This is a genomic window from Fictibacillus sp. NPDC058756 (assembly GCF_042746035.1).
GTDB lineage: Bacteria > Bacillota > Bacilli > Bacillales > Fictibacillaceae > Fictibacillus.
Genome location: NZ_JBHYPU010000001.1, coordinates 1,217,304 through 1,232,757 on the forward strand (window position 1 = coordinate 1,217,304; position 15,454 = coordinate 1,232,757).

The 15,454-nt window shown below is 39.5% G+C and carries 13 protein-coding genes and 1 riboswitch; of the genes, 12 read left to right on the forward strand and 1 reads right to left on the reverse strand.

Features of this window, described 5'->3' with window-relative positions; translation table 11 throughout:
- Positions 1-317 precede the first annotated feature (317 nt).
- Both uvrC and ACFW35_RS06070 read left to right on the forward strand, forming a co-directional pair.
- The gene (gene uvrC / locus ACFW35_RS06065; protein ID WP_379847403.1) at positions 318-2,069 is read left to right on the forward strand and encodes an excinuclease ABC subunit UvrC; all 1,752 of its coding nucleotides are present in this window, start codon (positions 318-320) and stop codon (positions 2,067-2,069) included.
- 65 nt (positions 2,070-2,134) lie between these two features.
- Positions 2,135-2,323, forward strand: a riboswitch (Lysine riboswitch).
- Positions 2,324-2,437: 114 nt separating this feature from the next.
- The gene (locus ACFW35_RS06070) at positions 2,438-3,676 is read left to right on the forward strand and encodes an aspartate kinase (protein ID WP_379844465.1); all 1,239 of its coding nucleotides are present in this window, start codon (positions 2,438-2,440) and stop codon (positions 3,674-3,676) included.
- A 41-nt stretch (positions 3,677-3,717) separates the two neighbouring features.
- Here the strand turns inward: ACFW35_RS06070 and ACFW35_RS06075 are convergent, their stop codons facing one another.
- On the reverse strand, positions 3,718-4,164 hold the full coding sequence (locus ACFW35_RS06075) for a YslB family protein (protein ID WP_066291502.1): 447 nt from the start codon (positions 4,162-4,164) through the stop codon (positions 3,718-3,720).
- Between the two features lie 305 nt (positions 4,165-4,469).
- On the opposite strand from ACFW35_RS06075, the gene ACFW35_RS06080 reads away from it, so the two are divergent.
- From ACFW35_RS06080 to racE, 10 genes are all read left to right on the forward strand, one after another.
- Positions 4,470-5,078, forward strand: a complete 609-nt coding sequence (locus ACFW35_RS06080) for a succinate dehydrogenase cytochrome b558 subunit (protein ID WP_379844467.1) — start codon at positions 4,470-4,472, stop codon at positions 5,076-5,078.
- A gap of 15 nt (positions 5,079-5,093) precedes the next feature.
- A complete protein-coding gene (gene sdhA / locus ACFW35_RS06085; RefSeq protein ID WP_379844469.1) occupies positions 5,094-6,854 on the forward strand; it encodes a succinate dehydrogenase flavoprotein subunit in 1,761 nt (586 codons plus the stop codon).
- A 2-nt stretch (positions 6,855-6,856) separates the two neighbouring features.
- Positions 6,857-7,612: a succinate dehydrogenase iron-sulfur subunit gene (gene sdhB, locus ACFW35_RS06090; RefSeq protein ID WP_066291494.1), complete on the forward strand. Its 756-nt coding sequence runs from the start codon at positions 6,857-6,859 to the stop codon at positions 7,610-7,612.
- 160 nt (positions 7,613-7,772) lie between these two features.
- Entirely contained in the window at positions 7,773-8,240 is a 468-nt protein-coding gene (locus ACFW35_RS06095; protein ID WP_379844471.1) for an acyl-CoA thioesterase, read from the forward strand.
- A 155-nt stretch (positions 8,241-8,395) separates the two neighbouring features.
- Entirely contained in the window at positions 8,396-8,620 is a 225-nt protein-coding gene (locus ACFW35_RS06100) for a helix-turn-helix domain-containing protein (protein WP_066243534.1), read from the forward strand.
- A 190-nt stretch (positions 8,621-8,810) separates the two neighbouring features.
- Complete coding sequence (gene glcT / locus ACFW35_RS06105) at positions 8,811-9,656, forward strand: glucose PTS transporter transcription antiterminator GlcT (RefSeq protein ID WP_379844473.1); 846 nt, start codon at positions 8,811-8,813, stop codon at positions 9,654-9,656.
- Between the two features lie 208 nt (positions 9,657-9,864).
- On the forward strand, positions 9,865-11,937 hold the full coding sequence (gene ptsG / locus ACFW35_RS06110; protein ID WP_379844474.1) for a glucose-specific PTS transporter subunit IIBC: 2,073 nt from the start codon (positions 9,865-9,867) through the stop codon (positions 11,935-11,937).
- A 13-nt stretch (positions 11,938-11,950) separates the two neighbouring features.
- Positions 11,951-12,217: a phosphocarrier protein HPr gene (locus tag ACFW35_RS06115; protein ID WP_066294869.1), complete on the forward strand. Its 267-nt coding sequence runs from the start codon at positions 11,951-11,953 to the stop codon at positions 12,215-12,217.
- Positions 12,217-13,932 (forward strand): phosphoenolpyruvate--protein phosphotransferase, encoded by a 1,716-nt coding sequence (gene ptsP / locus ACFW35_RS06120; protein ID WP_379844476.1) that lies wholly within the window; start codon positions 12,217-12,219, stop codon positions 13,930-13,932. The genes ACFW35_RS06115 and ptsP overlap by 1 nt, the downstream gene beginning before the upstream one ends.
- A 477-nt stretch (positions 13,933-14,409) precedes the next feature.
- Positions 14,410-15,213 (forward strand): glutamate racemase, encoded by an 804-nt coding sequence (gene racE / locus ACFW35_RS06125; protein ID WP_379844478.1) that lies wholly within the window; start codon positions 14,410-14,412, stop codon positions 15,211-15,213.
- Positions 15,214-15,454: the final 241 nt, after the last annotated feature.

Genomic DNA, 15,454 nt, shown 5'->3' on the forward strand with positions numbered 1-15,454 from the left:
TTCTTTCGAAAACTTTAATGATTTGTAAGTAGTTGATTTCCGCTCCAGATGCTCGCTTTCCGCAGGGTGTGCGGTGAGCCTCCTAGCGCTCTGCGCTATCAGGAGTCTCACCTGTCCCACTCATCCTGCAGGAGTCTCGCATCTTCCACTCCAATCAACTTGTCAATGAAGTGAATGAAAAAATCGAGCCAAAAGCAAGATCAGAAAAAAGGGATGAGCGGTAATGAATTAAAAAAGTCATTTTCTATGATATTATGATTAAATAATAGGTACATCAGAGGGGTGGATAGATATTGACCTCAATTAAACAAAAATTAATGCTGCTTCCAGATCAGCCTGGCTGCTATTTAATGAAGAATGAATTTGGAAAAGTAATATATGTAGGGAAAGCAAAAGTATTAAAAAATAGAGTAAAATCATATTTTTCTGGATCGCATGACGGAAAAACCCAGCGGTTAGTCAGTGAGATCAGAGACTTTGAATATATTGTTACTTCTACAGAAATGGAAGCTCTAGTTCTCGAGATGAACTTAATCAAAAAACATGATCCCCGTTATAACGTCATGTTAAAAGATGATAAAAGCTATCCATATTTAAAAGTTACTTCCGAAAAACATCCTCGTCTTTTATATATCAGGAAGATAAAAAAAGACGGCGGAAAATATTTTGGCCCCTTTGTGAACGCATATGCTGCACAAGAAACGAAAAAACTCCTGGATCGTATTTTTCCGCTAAGAAAATGTGATACGATGCCGAAAAGAGTATGCCTCTATTATCATATTGGTCAATGTCTTGGTCCATGTGTTTATGAAATTTCACAGGAACAGAACAAACAAATGGTAGAAGGTATCATAAAGTTTCTGAATGGCGGTTACCAGGATGTGAAGAGACAGCTGTCAGAAAAAATGCTTGAAGCATCTGAAGCCTTAAACTTTGAACGCGCAAAAGAGCTGCGTGACCAGATCCAGCATATTGAAGCAGTTATGGAAAAACAAAAGATGATGACTTCGGATTTAGTCGACAGAGATGTATTCGGTTATCATTTCGATAAAGGCTGGATGTGTGTACAGGTGTTTTTTATTCGGCAAGGGAAAGTGATTGCTAGAGATATTTCTGTATTTCCTTTTTACGGAGAGGCACACGAAGACCTGCTTACTTTTATTGGCCAGTTTTATCTTCAAAAAAATCATCTGCTTCCAAAAGAAATTCTTTTGCCCAAACAGGTGGATGCTAATATGATTCAAGAGCTTCTTAATGTTAAAGTTCTTCAGCCACAAAAAGGGCAAAAGAAGGAACTAGTTGAATTGGCCACGAAAAATGCAACTCTTGCACTTAACGAAAAGTTTGCATTAATCGAGCAGGATGAAGCACGGACAGTAAAAGCAGTTGAAAACTTAGGCGAAAGAATGGGAATTGCTCCGCCTTACAGGATTGAAGCTTTTGATAACTCTAACATTCACGGTACAGACCCCGTTTCAGCTATGGTTGTCTTTGTTGACGGGAAGCCGTATAAAAAGGATTATCGAAAATATAAGATTAAATCTGTAGAGGGGCCTGATGACTATGCTTCTATGAAGGAAGTTGTTCGCAGAAGATATTCCAGATTGCTGAGAGAAGAAGGTGAATTGCCAAGCTTAATCCTGATTGATGGCGGAAAAGGCCAGATTTCAGCTGCTCAAGATGTACTTGAAAACGAACTTAATCTTTTCATCCCTGTTGCAGGGCTGTCAAAGGACGAGAAGCACCGTACATCTCAATTGTGGCTCGGTGATCCGCCTGAGACGATTCACCTTCCGAGAAACAGCCAAGAATTTTACTTGCTTCAAAGAGTGCAGGATGAAGTGCACCGTTTTGCCATTTCTTTTCATCGCAAAGTCCGGTCAAAAAGTATGTTCGAGTCTACTTTGGATGGGATTGCTGGGATAGGAGAAAAAAGAAAGAAGATGCTGCTCCGTCATTTCGGGTCAATGAAAAAAATGAAAGACGCAACTGTAGAAGAGATTCAGGAAGCGGGAGTTCCAAGAGCAGTTGCGGAAGAAATAAACAAAGCATTTTTATCAAAAGACTAGTTGCAGTCATTTAGTAACTTTGTTAAAATGAGACCAACTTTATAAATATGCCATGCTTCTAATGAAGTGATGGTAGAGGAGCAGGAACCAATAGTATCCCATCTGAAGAGAAGAAGCTCTTGTGAGGGTGGAAGAAAGGGGATTCTTGCCGAAGTGTAAAAGGACTTCTAGCCTTTTATGCTGGACCTGTATTGAATAAATACAGAGCTGTCACACAATTCCCCCCAGGACTTGTGTGGAGGACTATCTCACTAGGGGGAAACAAACTTGGCTTGCTGCGGATATAGCAACAATAGGGTTTTTCCTTATTGTTGCTTTTTTGTTTCTTAAAGAGATAGAAAATTACAACAGGAAAGGATTTGGAGAAGATGGGGAGAATCGTACAAAAATTTGGCGGTACAAGTGTCGGTTCGGTTGAACGGATCCAAAATGCCGCAAAAAGAATTATTAACGAAGTCAACAATGGCAATGAAGTTGTTGTTGTTGTATCTGCAATGGGCAAAACAACAGATGAACTTGTCAGATTGGCTGGAGAAATCAGCAAAAATCCTTCTAAACGTGAAATGGATATGCTCCTCACAACAGGTGAACAAGTCACTATAGCCTTATTAACGATGGCTTTGCATCAGGAAGGTTATAAAGCCCTTTCCCTGACAGGCTGGCAAGCAGGCATTCAAACAGAGAATAATCATTCAAATGCTAGAATACTAGACATTGATTCTGAACGGATCAACGGTTTGTTAAAAGACGGGAATATTGTGGTGGTTGCAGGATTTCAAGGCTTGATTCCTGAGACGAATGATATTGCAACACTTGGAAGAGGCGGATCAGACACAACCGCTGTAGCGCTGGCGGCCGCTCTGAAAGCTGATCGCTGTGACATTTATACAGATGTTACCGGTGTTTACACGACTGACCCTCGTGCAGTTAAGACAGCAAGAAAAATACCGTCTATTTCTTATGATGAGATGCTTGAAATGGCTAATCTTGGGGCTGGTGTCCTGCACCCTAGAGCTGTAGAATTTGCAAAAAACTATTCGATTGTTTTAGAAGTCAGATCAAGTATGAGTGATGAACGAGGAACGCTAGTAGAGGAGGAAGCAACTATGGAACAAAACTTAATGGTTAGAGGTTTAGCTTTTGAAGGTAACATAACAAAGATTACAGTAACCAACATGCCAAACGAAATTAATGCTTTGTCGGATTTGTTCACGATCTTGGCAAGCAACGGAATAAATGTAGACATTATCATTCAAAACGTGATGAACGAAGAAAAGACCAATATTTCTTTTTCCATTGACTCCAGTATATTATCAGAAACTCAAGAAGTACTTGCTGAAAATCAAGATAAACTTGGCTTTGAATCTATCAGTTATGAAGGCAACCTTGCTAAAGTATCCATCGTTGGTTCAGGAATGATCTCTAACCCTGGTGTAGCGGCAATGATGTTTAAAGCACTATCCAACCAATATGTAATGATTAAAATGGTTAGTACATCTGAAATTAAAGTTTCAACTGTAGTGAAACAGGAAGATATGATTAAATCAATTGAAACTCTTCACGACACATTTGAACTGGATGCACGTGTTCCTGTTCAAAACCAATAATTTCTTACAATTAAAGAAAGCCGGCATCAGCCGGCTTTTGTTCATTCAATTGTATCTTTTTTGTCCCATTGAACCGTAATGGAAACTTTATTGCGTTTCATTGACTCAAGTGCTTCAGTTGTACATTTTTTTTGCAGCTGAATTTGTTCTGCTAGAAAACCAGCTTCTAGACTGAAAGTGTTGTGCTGGAAATTCTCGATCCGCTGTTCGATAAGTAACGAATGAAGTGAGAACACCATTTCTGTTTTTGATGCTTCAATCATTTCGAGATTACCCCAGCCTGCTTCATTGAAAAAAGCACTTACTTCTTCCATTGTATGTAAAGGGTATTTTCTGGCAAGGTGTCTGCCAGCCCAATATAGAATATTTCTTTCTTGTTTACCAAGAAGTTCAGGTAATAAATCGCTGCGAAGGATCTCGTACCCAAAAGCTGAAACAGAAGGCTTTTCGACAGGGGTAGTCTCGTCCTTTGTTTTTTGTTTAAACATTCTGCATCCCTTCTTTCTAATTTTCATTATAACGGGTTAAGGGAGCAAACTCTATAGCAACTCGGTATTTGTCGAAAAAGTAATAAAGAACAAACGCTTATGTATCAATAAAATATCCCAATTAAGTTGTTAGCGTTTTCTTGACGGTGTCAAACGATGGGAGTAAAATGGACATGTTGCTAGTTGATTAAACTAATTGTTTAACACTTTTTCCTCTAAAAAAGAGGGAACTTAAAACGCTTACATGTGGAGAGGAACAAAAGATTAGCAGCCAGAGAGAGGCTAAATTTGAAGGGGGCAAGAGAATGTCTGGCAGTAAGGATTTTGTAAACAGAAGGATTCATTCACTTTTAGGAGTTATTCCTATAGGGCTTTTTCTCGTTCAGCACTTGGTTGTAAACCATTTTGCAACTAGGGATGCTGATGCATTTAACGCCGCAGCACATTTTATGGAAAATCTGCCGTTTCGTATTTTCCTAGAAACTTTTGTAATTTACTTACCAATTTTATTTCATGCGGTTTATGGTCTTTATATAACATTCCAGGCTAAGAATAATGTTAGTCGTTATGGATATTTCCGCAATATGATGTTCCTTGTTCAGCGTGTAACAGGAGTTATCACATTAATATTTATTGCATGGCATGTATGGGAAACTCGCGTTCAGGCTGCGCTGGGGGCGGAAGTAAACTTCTCTATGATGACTGATATTTTAAGTTCTCCCTTTATGATCGCGTTCTACTTAATTGGAGTATTATCTGCAGTATTTCATTTTGCTAACGGACTATGGTCGTTCTTTGTCAGCTGGGGCCTTACTGTTTCGCCTCGTTCACAGAAGATTTCAACTTACGTAACGATGGGTGTGTTCGTAGCACTTGCTATCGTTAGCGTACGTACTATTTTTGCATTCATTTAAAAGGGGTGAGACAAATTGAGTAATCAAAAAATTATCGTTGTTGGCGGAGGTCTCGCCGGGTTAATGGCTACAATTAAAGCAGCTGAAGCTGGTGTAAATGTCGACCTCTTTTCAGTAGTTCCAGTAAAACGTTCGCATTCTGTTTGTGCTCAAGGCGGTATAAACGGTGCTGTAAATACAAAAGGTGAAGGGGATTCACCTTGGGAACACTTTGATGATTCAGTTTATGGCGGTGATTTCTTAGCAAACCAGCCGCCTGTAAAAGCTATGTGTGATGCTGCTCCTGGAATTATCCACTTAATGGACCGAATGGGTGTTATGTTCAACAGAACACCAGAAGGTTTGCTGGATTTCCGCCGTTTCGGTGGAACTCAGCATCACCGTACAGCGTTCGCTGGTGCGACAACAGGACAGCAATTGTTATATGCGCTTGACGAGCAGGTTCGCCGTCATGAAGTTGCAGGACTTGTTACAAAGTACGAAGGATGGGAATTCCTGTCTGCCATCATTGATGATGAAGGACAATGCCGCGGTGTGACTGCTCAAAACTTAAAGACTATGGAAATTGTCAGCTTTGCAGCAGATGCTGTTATCATGGCAACAGGCGGACCTGGTATCATCTTCGGTAAATCCACGAACTCCGTAATCAACACAGGTGGAGCAGCGTCAGCTCTTTATCAGCAGGGCGTACATTATGCAAATGGTGAATTTATTCAAATTCATCCAACTGCTATCCCTGGTGACGATAAGCTTCGATTAATGAGTGAATCTGCACGTGGTGAAGGCGGCCGTGTTTGGACGTATAAAGATGGAAAGCCGTGGTATTTCCTTGAAGAGAAATATCCTGCTTATGGAAACCTTGTTCCGCGTGATATCGCAACACGTGAGATCTTCCACGTTTGTGTAGATTTAAAGCTTGGTATTAATGGAGAGAACATGGTATACCTGGATCTTTCACACAAGGATCCAAAAGAACTTGATATTAAACTTGGTGGAATCATTGAGATTTATGAAAAGTTCATGGGAGATGATCCTCGTAAAGTTCCAATGAAGATCTTCCCTGCGGTTCACTATTCAATGGGCGGCATGTGGGTAGATTATGATCAAATGACGAACATACCAGGTCTTTTCGCTGCAGGTGAGTGTGAGTACCAATATCACGGTGCTAACAGATTAGGAGCTAACTCTCTTTTATCTGCTATTTTTGGCGGAATGATGGCTGGGCCGTCTGCGGTAAAATACATTAGTGGTTTGGAAAAGACAGTTGAAGATGTTTCTTCTTCTGTATTCGAAAACCAAGTTAAGAAAGATCAAGAAGTATATAACAACATCCTTTCTATGGATGGAACTGAAAATGCATATGTGATCCATAAAGAATTAGGAGAATGGATGACTGATAATGTAACAGTTGTTAGATACAATGATAAATTGAAACAAACCGATGAAAAGATTCAGGAATTAATGCAGCGCTATAAGAACATCAATATTAATGATACTTCTAAGTGGAGCAATCAAGGTGCATCGTTCACTCGCCAGCTATGGCACATGCTTCAGCTTGCACGTGTTATTACTCTTGGAGCATTAAACCGTGATGAGAGCCGTGGTGCGCATTACAAACCTGATTTCCCTGAACGTAATGATGAACAATGGTTAAAGACAACAAAAGCGAAATTTAATCCTGCAACAAACGGACCTGACTTTGAGTACGAAGATGTAGATGTTTCGCTTATCCAGCCGCGTAAACGTGACTATTCTAAGAAAAAGGCAGGGGTTTAAACATGAGCACAAAAATGGTGAAATTCATCATCTCAAGACAGGACAACCCAGAGACTGCCCCATATTTAGAAGAGTTTGAGATTCCGCATCGTCCAAATATGAACGTTATATCTGCTCTTATGGAAATTCGTAGAAATCCTGTAAATGCAAAAGGTGAAGCTACGACTCCCGTAACATGGGAGATGGGATGTCTTGAAGAAGTTTGTGGTGCGTGTTCAATGGTTATCAACGGTAAGCCTCGTCAATCTTGTACGGCTCTTGTTGATCAGCTAGAACAGCCGATCAGACTTGAACCAATGAAGACTTTTCCAGTTGTTCGTGACCTCGCGATCGATAGAAGCAGAATGTTTGATGCTCTTAAGCGTGTTAAAGCATGGATTCCGATCGATGGTACGTACGATCTTGGTCCAGGACCGAGAATGCCTGAAACAAAACGTCAATGGGCATATGAACTTTCAAAGTGTATGACTTGCGGTGTTTGTTTAGAGGCTTGTCCGAATGTTAACAGCAATTCAGACTTTATTGGACCAGCTCCGCTTTCACAAGTTCGTCTGTTTAATGCACATCCAACTGGTGAAATGAATAAAGAAGAGCGACTGAATGCGATTATGGATGATGGAGGACTTGCAGAGTGCGGTAACTCTCAAAACTGTGTACAGTCTTGTCCGAAAGGAATTCCTCTAACAACTTCTATTGCAGCTCTTAACCGTGATACTACTTTCCAAGCGTTTAAGAACTTCTTTGGAAGTGACAGATAAATTATAGATCAAGGCTTCTCTCGATAGGGAGAAGCTTTTTTCGCTATCAAAAAGAATAGCTTATTTGATGCAGCAACCATTCAAAACAGATCGTGTAAGCACACCTAGAACTGACTCGAAGGATAGTCTTTCCAAAGATTTCGATAAAGGTGGTAAGGTAATGGCGAGACAAGATTATATTTCAAATATGGAAGAGTGGAAAAAAGGATTTCATTTTTTTCATGAATTGAATGTTCGCTTTGGCGAAATTGATGGTTTTGGACATGTAAATAACACGAACGTCTTCATTTATATGGAAGAAGCAAGAATCGCGCTGTTTAAAGAACTAGGTTTGATGAGATCGTGGGGAGCGCCTGATTCAGTGGAAATTCCTGTTGTCGCAGATCTGCAATGCGATTACCTTGCTCAAATAATGTATGATGAGAAATTAAAGATATATGTAAAAATTAATGAAGCAGGATCATCATCTATTGACCTGCATTACTTGGGCATGAATGAGGAAAATAAACCGGTTTTCACTGGAAGAGGAGCAATTGTTCAGATTTCCAGAAAGAGCGGACGACCTTTAAAGTGGTCTGAAACATTAAAAAAACAATTGGATAACTTTTCACAGAAAGCCCATATATAAAAAATGGGCTTTTTTTTAATTTATTATGGAATATTATGGGGACTTTTTAACTTAACCAAGTCACTTACACATGTGTTATGACATAGTATATGTTGACTAAATACTTCCAATATTCGTTGGCGGTTCCTAAACCCTAGCAAGGAGGGGTGAATTCATTGAAAGATAAACACTACCGACCGAAGCCTCTACTTACAAAAAGAGAGAGAGAAGTTTTCGAACTATTAGTCCAAGACAAAACCACAAAAGAAATTGCGGAACAATTATTTATTAGTGAGAAAACAGTTCGAAACCATATTTCGAATACCATGCAAAAGCTTGGGGTTAAAGGACGCTCTCAAGCCGTTGTAGAGTTATTGAGGCTTGGAGAACTCGAGATTTAGTCAGGAAGCGGCTTTCACGTGAAAGCCGTTTTCAGTTTGCGTTTAAGTTCAACTAAGACTTAATAGGCAAGAATGTTGTAAGCAATGTTGCTATACAGGTAAAAGTTGCAATTGATTTTTCATCTCTTTTTCAGATATGATGACTAAGATGTCTATGGTTTCTGGCCAGATAATGAAAAAGGTGAAAATCATGAATAATAGCCTGCAAGTTAAAAAGGTACTAAATAACAATGTCGTGATCGTGACAGATTCCTCTGGAAAAGAACAGATTGTGATTGGAAAAGGAATTGGATTTGCAAAAAAACAAGGCGATACAGTCTTCTCTGACCAAATTGACAAATTGTTTGTTTTAAGAAATGAAAACGAACAAGAGCAATATAAGACACTCCTTACTTATATAGATGAAGAAACGGTTGAGTTGATAAATGATGTTATTCTTCATATAAGAACACGTTTTGAGAATGTTTTGAACGAGCATATACATGTCGCTTTAACAGATCACATCGCTTTTGCCATTAAACGCCTGCAGCAAGGAATGGATATAAAAAATCCATTTCTGACTGAGACGCAGACGTTATATCCTAAAGAATATACGGTAGCAGAAGAAGTGATTGAGGTCATTAACAAATCCCTTAAAATCCACCTTCCTGAAGGTGAAATAGGCTTTGTTACCCTCCATATCCATAGTGCGATTACAAATAAAAGTGTTAAAGATATAAAAAAACATTCTGAGCTTATTAATACACTCATGCAGATGATTCAGCATTCACTGGCTCTTGAAATTGATACGAAGAGCATAAATTATCTCCGTTTAGTTAGACACTTGAGACATGCTATTGAGCGAATCTCAATGGGAGATATAATGGAAGAACAAGAAAAGTTAGCAAAAGTGTTGAAAGAAGAATATCCGGTGTGCTACAATTTGGCTTGGAAGTTGATCAAGGTTATGCAGAATTCCTTGAACAAGCCCGTGCCGCATGCAGAGGCAGTGTACTTAACCATGCATTTGCAAAGGCTTTCGCGATATGACAATTAGACAAAATGTAATGAGTAATTAAATATATACAGCGTTTTTACGTGTTACTGATTCGATCAGGCATAAGTAAAGAACAAAGTGTAGCGAATGCTTAATTAGGATATATTATATCTGATTAGGTAAATTTGCTCATGTTCTTTATTATGCCTTTTTTGTTTTTAGCGGAAGTAAATGGAAGGGTTATCATAATAAAAAAGGAGGACTTCCTATGTGGAAAAAGTTTTTTGGTGTACTTCAGCGTGTAGGTAAAGCTTTAATGTTGCCAGTAGCGATCTTGCCAGCAGCTGGTCTGTTGCTTGCTTTTGGTAATGCATTTAAAAACCCTGCATTGATTGAACGACTACCAGCATTAGATGCAGCATGGTTTCAGCTTGTTGCAGATGTAATGGAGAAATCCGGGGACATCGTATTTGCGAACTTGTCATTATTATTTGCAGTAGGTGTTGCCGTTGGTCTTGCAGGCGGTGAAGGTGTAGCAGGTCTTGCTGCTATTATCGGTTACTTAATTATGAATGTAACGATGAGTGTCATTGAGGGTGTTACACCTGATATGATCGGAAAAGATCCGTCATTTGCCAGTGTTCTTGGAATCCCCACTCTTCAGACTGGGGTATTCGGAGGTATTATTGTCGGTATCCTTGCATCGTATCTCTACAAACGTTTTTACAACATAGAACTTCCTCAATACTTAGGTTTCTTTGCAGGTAAACGTTTTGTTCCAATTATTACAGCAGTATCAGCACTTGTTCTTGGTATTTTAATGACATTTATTTGGCCTCCTGTACAGAATGGTCTTAACGCTTTCTCTGAGAGCATGATCAATTCTAACCTTACAGTTGCAGCCTTTATCTTTGGTGTAATTGAAAGATCATTGATTCCTTTTGGTCTTCATCACATTTTTTATTCACCATTCTGGTTTGAGTTTGGTTCCTATAAGTCAGCTGCAGAAGGTCTTGTGCGTGGTGACCAGGCCATCTTCTTTGCTCAATTAAAAGATAATGTAGAACTGACAGCTGGTACATTCATGACTGGTAAGTTCCCATTCATGATGTTTGGACTTCCAGCCGCAGCACTTGCTATGTACCATGCTGCTCGTCCTGAGCAAAAGAAAGTAGTTGCAGGTATCATGGGTTCTGCTGCCTTGACTTCATTCTTAACAGGGATTACAGAACCAATTGAATTTACATTCTTGTTTGTTGCGCCAGTTCTTTTTGGAATTCATGCCATTTTTGCAGGACTTTCATTCATGGTTATGCACATTTTAAATGTTAAAATTGGTATGACTTTCTCTGGTGGAGTAATCGACTATTTACTATTCGGAGTTCTTCCAAACCGCACAGACTGGTGGCTTGTTATTCCTGTAGGTTTAGTCTTCTCCGTTATCTATTACTTTGGTTTCCGTTTTGCAATTCAAAAATGGGATTTAAAAACACCTGGACGTGAAATCGTTGATGATGAAGTAGAAACAAACGTTGGACCGTCTAATAAAGATTCATTAGCTGCGAATATTTTAGAAGGCTTAGGCGGAGAATCTAACATAGCTGATTTGGATGCATGTATTACACGTCTTCGTGTTTCTGTACGCGATCCTAAGGAAGTTGATAAAGATCGTTTGAAAAAGCTAGGAGCATCAGGAGTTCTTGAAATGGGGAACAGCATTCAAGCTATTTTCGGAACTCGTTCAGATACAATCAAGAGCGAAATAAGAGATATTATGAACGGTAAGACAGTTGCAAAGCCTAAAAACAGGGAAGTAACTCCTGAACAAGGAGAACTTGCTGATACTTCTGAGCAAGGAACTGTAAACCCAACTTCTTCAATTTCAACTGTAGAACGTTTTGTATCACCGATTAAAGGGAAAATAATTCCGATTACCGAAGTTCCCGATCAAGTTTTCTCAGGTAAAATGATGGGTGACGGATTTGCAATCGAACCAGCAGAAGGTTTGGTTGTATCACCGGTAAATGGTAAGATAATTAATGTCTTCCCGACTAAGCATGCGATCGGAATTGAATCAGATAACGGAAAAGAAATTTTGATCCACTTTGGAATTGACACTGTTAAATTAAAAGGTGAAGGTTTCGAAAGCTTTGTTTCTGAAGGAGATAAGGTAACAGCCGGTCAAAAACTTCTGCAAGTTGATCTGAACTTTGTGAAAGAAAATGCACCATCTATTATTACACCGATTGTGTTTACAAACTTATCGGGTGAAACTGTTTCAGTCGAAAAAACAGGAACAGTGGCAATTGAAGAAGAAAACATTATTACATTCAAAAAATAAAGGGGTAATTAAAATGGCAGAAAAAACATTTAAAGTAACTAGTGAATCAGGAATCCACGCTCGTCCAGCAACAACATTGGTAAACCAAGCAGGTCAATTCAGCTCTGATATTACTCTTGATTATAACGGAAAGAGTGTTAACTTAAAGTCCATCATGGGTGTTATGAGCTTAGGTATTCAATCAGGAGCTGAGATTACGATCAAAGCTGAAGGTTCAGATGCAGACGAAGCAATTGCTGCACTAGAAGATGTAATGAAAAAGGAAGGGCTTGGTGAGTAATGTCTGAAAAAATTTCAGGTATTGCAGCATCAGCCGGCATTGCAATTGCTAAAGCGTTTGTACTTCAAAATCCAGAATTAACGATTGAAAAAAAATCAATTGAAGATTTATCTCAGGAAATCGAGCGATTCCAGTCAGCTCTTGAAAAATCCAAGGAAGAGTTGACTGTTATTAAAGATAAAGCAAATGAAGAACTGGGCGAAGATAAGGCAGCGATTTTTGCTGCCCATCTTCTTGTCCTTAGTGATCCTGAACTGGTTGATGCTGTAAAACAAAAGATCGAAAACGAAAAAGTAAACGCTGAATCAGCTATGAATGATGTTTCTTCCATGTTTATCAACATGTTTGAACAAATGGACAACGAATATATGAAAGAGCGTGCTGCAGATATTCGTGATGTATCTAAGCGTGTATTAGCTCATCTATTAGATGTTCAATTTGCAACACCAGCGAGTATTTCTGAGGAAGTTGTTATTCTCGCAGAAGACTTAACGCCATCAGATACAGCACAGTTGAACCGTAAATATGTAAAAGGTTTTGCAACTGATATCGGCGGAAGAACTTCACACTCAGCGATCATGTCCCGTTCAATGGAAATTCCTGCAGTTGTAGGAACCAAGACCATTACAGAAAAAGTGGAGAATGGTGTTATGATTATCATCGACGGTTTAGATGGACAAGTTATTGTTGATCCAACACAAGATGAAATCGCAACCTATCAAGAGAAACAGAAGCAATATCAGCAGCAAAAGGAAGAGTGGGCGAAGCTTGTAAACGAAAAAACCCTTTCATCTGATAACGTTCAAGTAGAACTTGCTGCGAATATTGGTACTCCTGCAGATGTAAAAGGAGTTCTGGAAAATGGAGCAGAAGGCGTTGGATTATATCGTACAGAATTCTTGTACATGGGCCGTGATCAGCTTCCAACTGAAGAAGAGCAATATAAGGCATATAAAGAAGTTCTCGAAAAAATGGAAGGAAAGCCTGTTGTCATCCGTACATTGGACATTGGCGGCGACAAAGAACTTCCATACTTAAATCTTCCTAAAGAATTGAATCCATTCTTAGGGTTCCGTGCGATCCGTCTTTGTCTGGAAGAACAAGATATCTTCCGTACACAGCTGAGAGCACTGCTTCGTGCAAGCACATTTGGAAACTTGAAGATTATGTTCCCGATGATCGCGACGCTTGACGAATTCCGTACTGCAAAAAGCATTCTTATCGAAGAAAAAGAAAAGCTTGTTAATGAAGGAACAGAAGTTTCAGAGAACATCGAAGTAGGTATCATGGTTGAAATTCCATCAACTGCTGTAATGGCAGATACGTTTGCGAAGGAAGTAGATTTCTTCAGTATCGGAACAAATGACCTGATTCAGTATACAATGGCTGCGGACCGGATGAATGAGCAAGTATCATATTTATACCAGCCATACAGTCCGGCGATTTTAAGACTTGTAAAAATGGTTATCGATGCTTCTCATAAAGAAGGTAAATGGACTGGCATGTGCGGTGAAATGGCAGGTGATCCAATTGCTATTCCTATTCTTTTAGGATTAGGCTTGGATGAATTCTCTATGAGTGCCACTTCAGTTCTGCCAGCAAGAAGCCAGATAAGAAGCCTCTCAAAAGAAAAAATCAGTGCGCACATCGATGAAATTCTCCAAATGGATACAATGAAAGATGTTGTAGAATTTGTAGAGCAGAACTTTAAATAATAGTATGTATTCTAGTTGATTTTAAATTTAAAAAGGACTATGGGATGTTTCCATAGTCCTTTTAAGTACATTCTAGTCTTTGCAGTAAAAAAAGGAACAAAATCTATTTTTGGACGTCAAGGCTGGACTAGATCGTTTTGCATACTGTTCATTTCGTAAATTTCTTCATTGATAAAGTTGATTGGAGTGAAAGGTGGGAGACTCCTGTGGGACGAGTGGGACAGGTGAGACTCCTAATTCCCCAAAGGGTGAAGGAGGCTCACCGCCCGCCCCACGGAAAGCGAGCACCTGTAACGGAAATCAACCTCTTTCAAGCGCAACAAGGATGCTAGAACGGATGTTGTTGAAATTTTCGAGTTTCTTTCAAGAATAGTTTACATTCGAACGATTTTTATTGCATTTTCATAAAAATATTAGCAGAATAGAAAACAATGATAAACGCCTTTTGTTTTCAGTATTGTGTATAGAGATGAGGCGATGTATGTTTTGAATAGACCTATAGGCGTAATAGATTCTGGAGTGGGCGGGTTAACCGTTGTCAGAGAGCTGATGAAACAGCTCCCAAAAGAAGAAATCATTTATTTAGGTGATACAAAGCGGTGTCCATATGGACCTAGACCTTTTGAAGAGGTAAGAACATATACATGGGAAATGATTGACTTTCTTATAGAGCAGGATATTAAATTACTTGTAATCGCATGTAATACCGCTACAGCTGCTGTATTAGATGAAGCGAAAAAGAAACTCGATATACCTGTAATAGGGGTTATACACCCTGGGGCACGTTCTGCCTTAAAAGCAACTAAGAATAACCATGTAGGCGTGATTGGTACGATAGGAACAATAAATAGCGGAGCGTATAAGCAGGCTCTTCAGCAGATCCGCAGTGATGTAATCGTGGAGAGCCTGGCTTGTCCATTGTTCGTTCCTCTGGTTGAACAAGGGAAGCTTTCCGGAGAAGAAACATTGAATGCTGTTTCAGAAACATTATATCCTCTCAAGGATGTTTCAATAGACACGCTGATTTTAGGCTGTACACATTACCCTTTGTTACGGCCGGTTATTCAGCGCGTAATGGGTGAACATATCAAAATCTTATGTTCAGGTGCGGAAACTGCGCGGGAGGTTTCTGTTATTCTTGATCATAGCGGATTATTGAACACTGGAGAAAAGAAACCGGCGCACCGATTTTTGGCCACTGCAGAAAGCAGCCAGTTTTTAAAAATAGCCAATCATTGGCTAAATACAAAAATAGATAAGGTAGAATGTATCAAGCTTTAAAAAATACCGTTTTCGCTATCTTTGTTGTACTTGTAAGGGGTTGATCTCCGCTCCAGGATGCTCGCTTTCCGCGGGGCGTGCGGTGAGCCCCCTATCGCTTCGCGCTGGCGGGGTCTCACCTGTCCCTCTGATCCCGCAGGAGTCTCGCACCTTCCGCTCCAATCAACTTGGCAATGAAGAGAGGTAACAAAATACTCGAAAGCAACAATTATTCAGAAACTAGCCTGAAAAAGAGCAGACT

Excerpts from the sequence above, each read along its gene's own strand:
- uvrC (WP_379847403.1), top strand. The coding sequence starts at position 318 with ATGCTGCTTCCAGATCAGCCTGGCTGCTATTTAATGAAGAATGAATTT.
- ACFW35_RS06070 (WP_379844465.1), top strand. The coding sequence starts at position 2,438 with ATGGGGAGAATCGTACAAAAATTTGGCGGTACAAGTGTCGGTTCGGTT.
- ACFW35_RS06075 (WP_066291502.1), bottom strand. The coding sequence starts at position 4,164 with ATGTTTAAACAAAAAACAAAGGACGAGACTACCCCTGTCGAAAAGCCT.
- ACFW35_RS06080 (WP_379844467.1), top strand. The coding sequence starts at position 4,470 with ATGTCTGGCAGTAAGGATTTTGTAAACAGAAGGATTCATTCACTTTTA.
- sdhB (WP_066291494.1), top strand. The coding sequence starts at position 6,857 with ATGAGCACAAAAATGGTGAAATTCATCATCTCAAGACAGGACAACCCA.
- ACFW35_RS06095 (WP_379844471.1), top strand. The coding sequence starts at position 7,773 with ATGGCGAGACAAGATTATATTTCAAATATGGAAGAGTGGAAAAAAGGA.
- glcT (WP_379844473.1), top strand. The coding sequence starts at position 8,811 with ATGAATAATAGCCTGCAAGTTAAAAAGGTACTAAATAACAATGTCGTG.
- ptsG (WP_379844474.1), top strand. The coding sequence starts at position 9,865 with ATGTGGAAAAAGTTTTTTGGTGTACTTCAGCGTGTAGGTAAAGCTTTA.
- ACFW35_RS06115 (WP_066294869.1), top strand. The coding sequence starts at position 11,951 with ATGGCAGAAAAAACATTTAAAGTAACTAGTGAATCAGGAATCCACGCT.
- ptsP (WP_379844476.1), top strand. The coding sequence starts at position 12,217 with ATGTCTGAAAAAATTTCAGGTATTGCAGCATCAGCCGGCATTGCAATT.
- racE (WP_379844478.1), top strand. The coding sequence starts at position 14,410 with ATGTATGTTTTGAATAGACCTATAGGCGTAATAGATTCTGGAGTGGGC.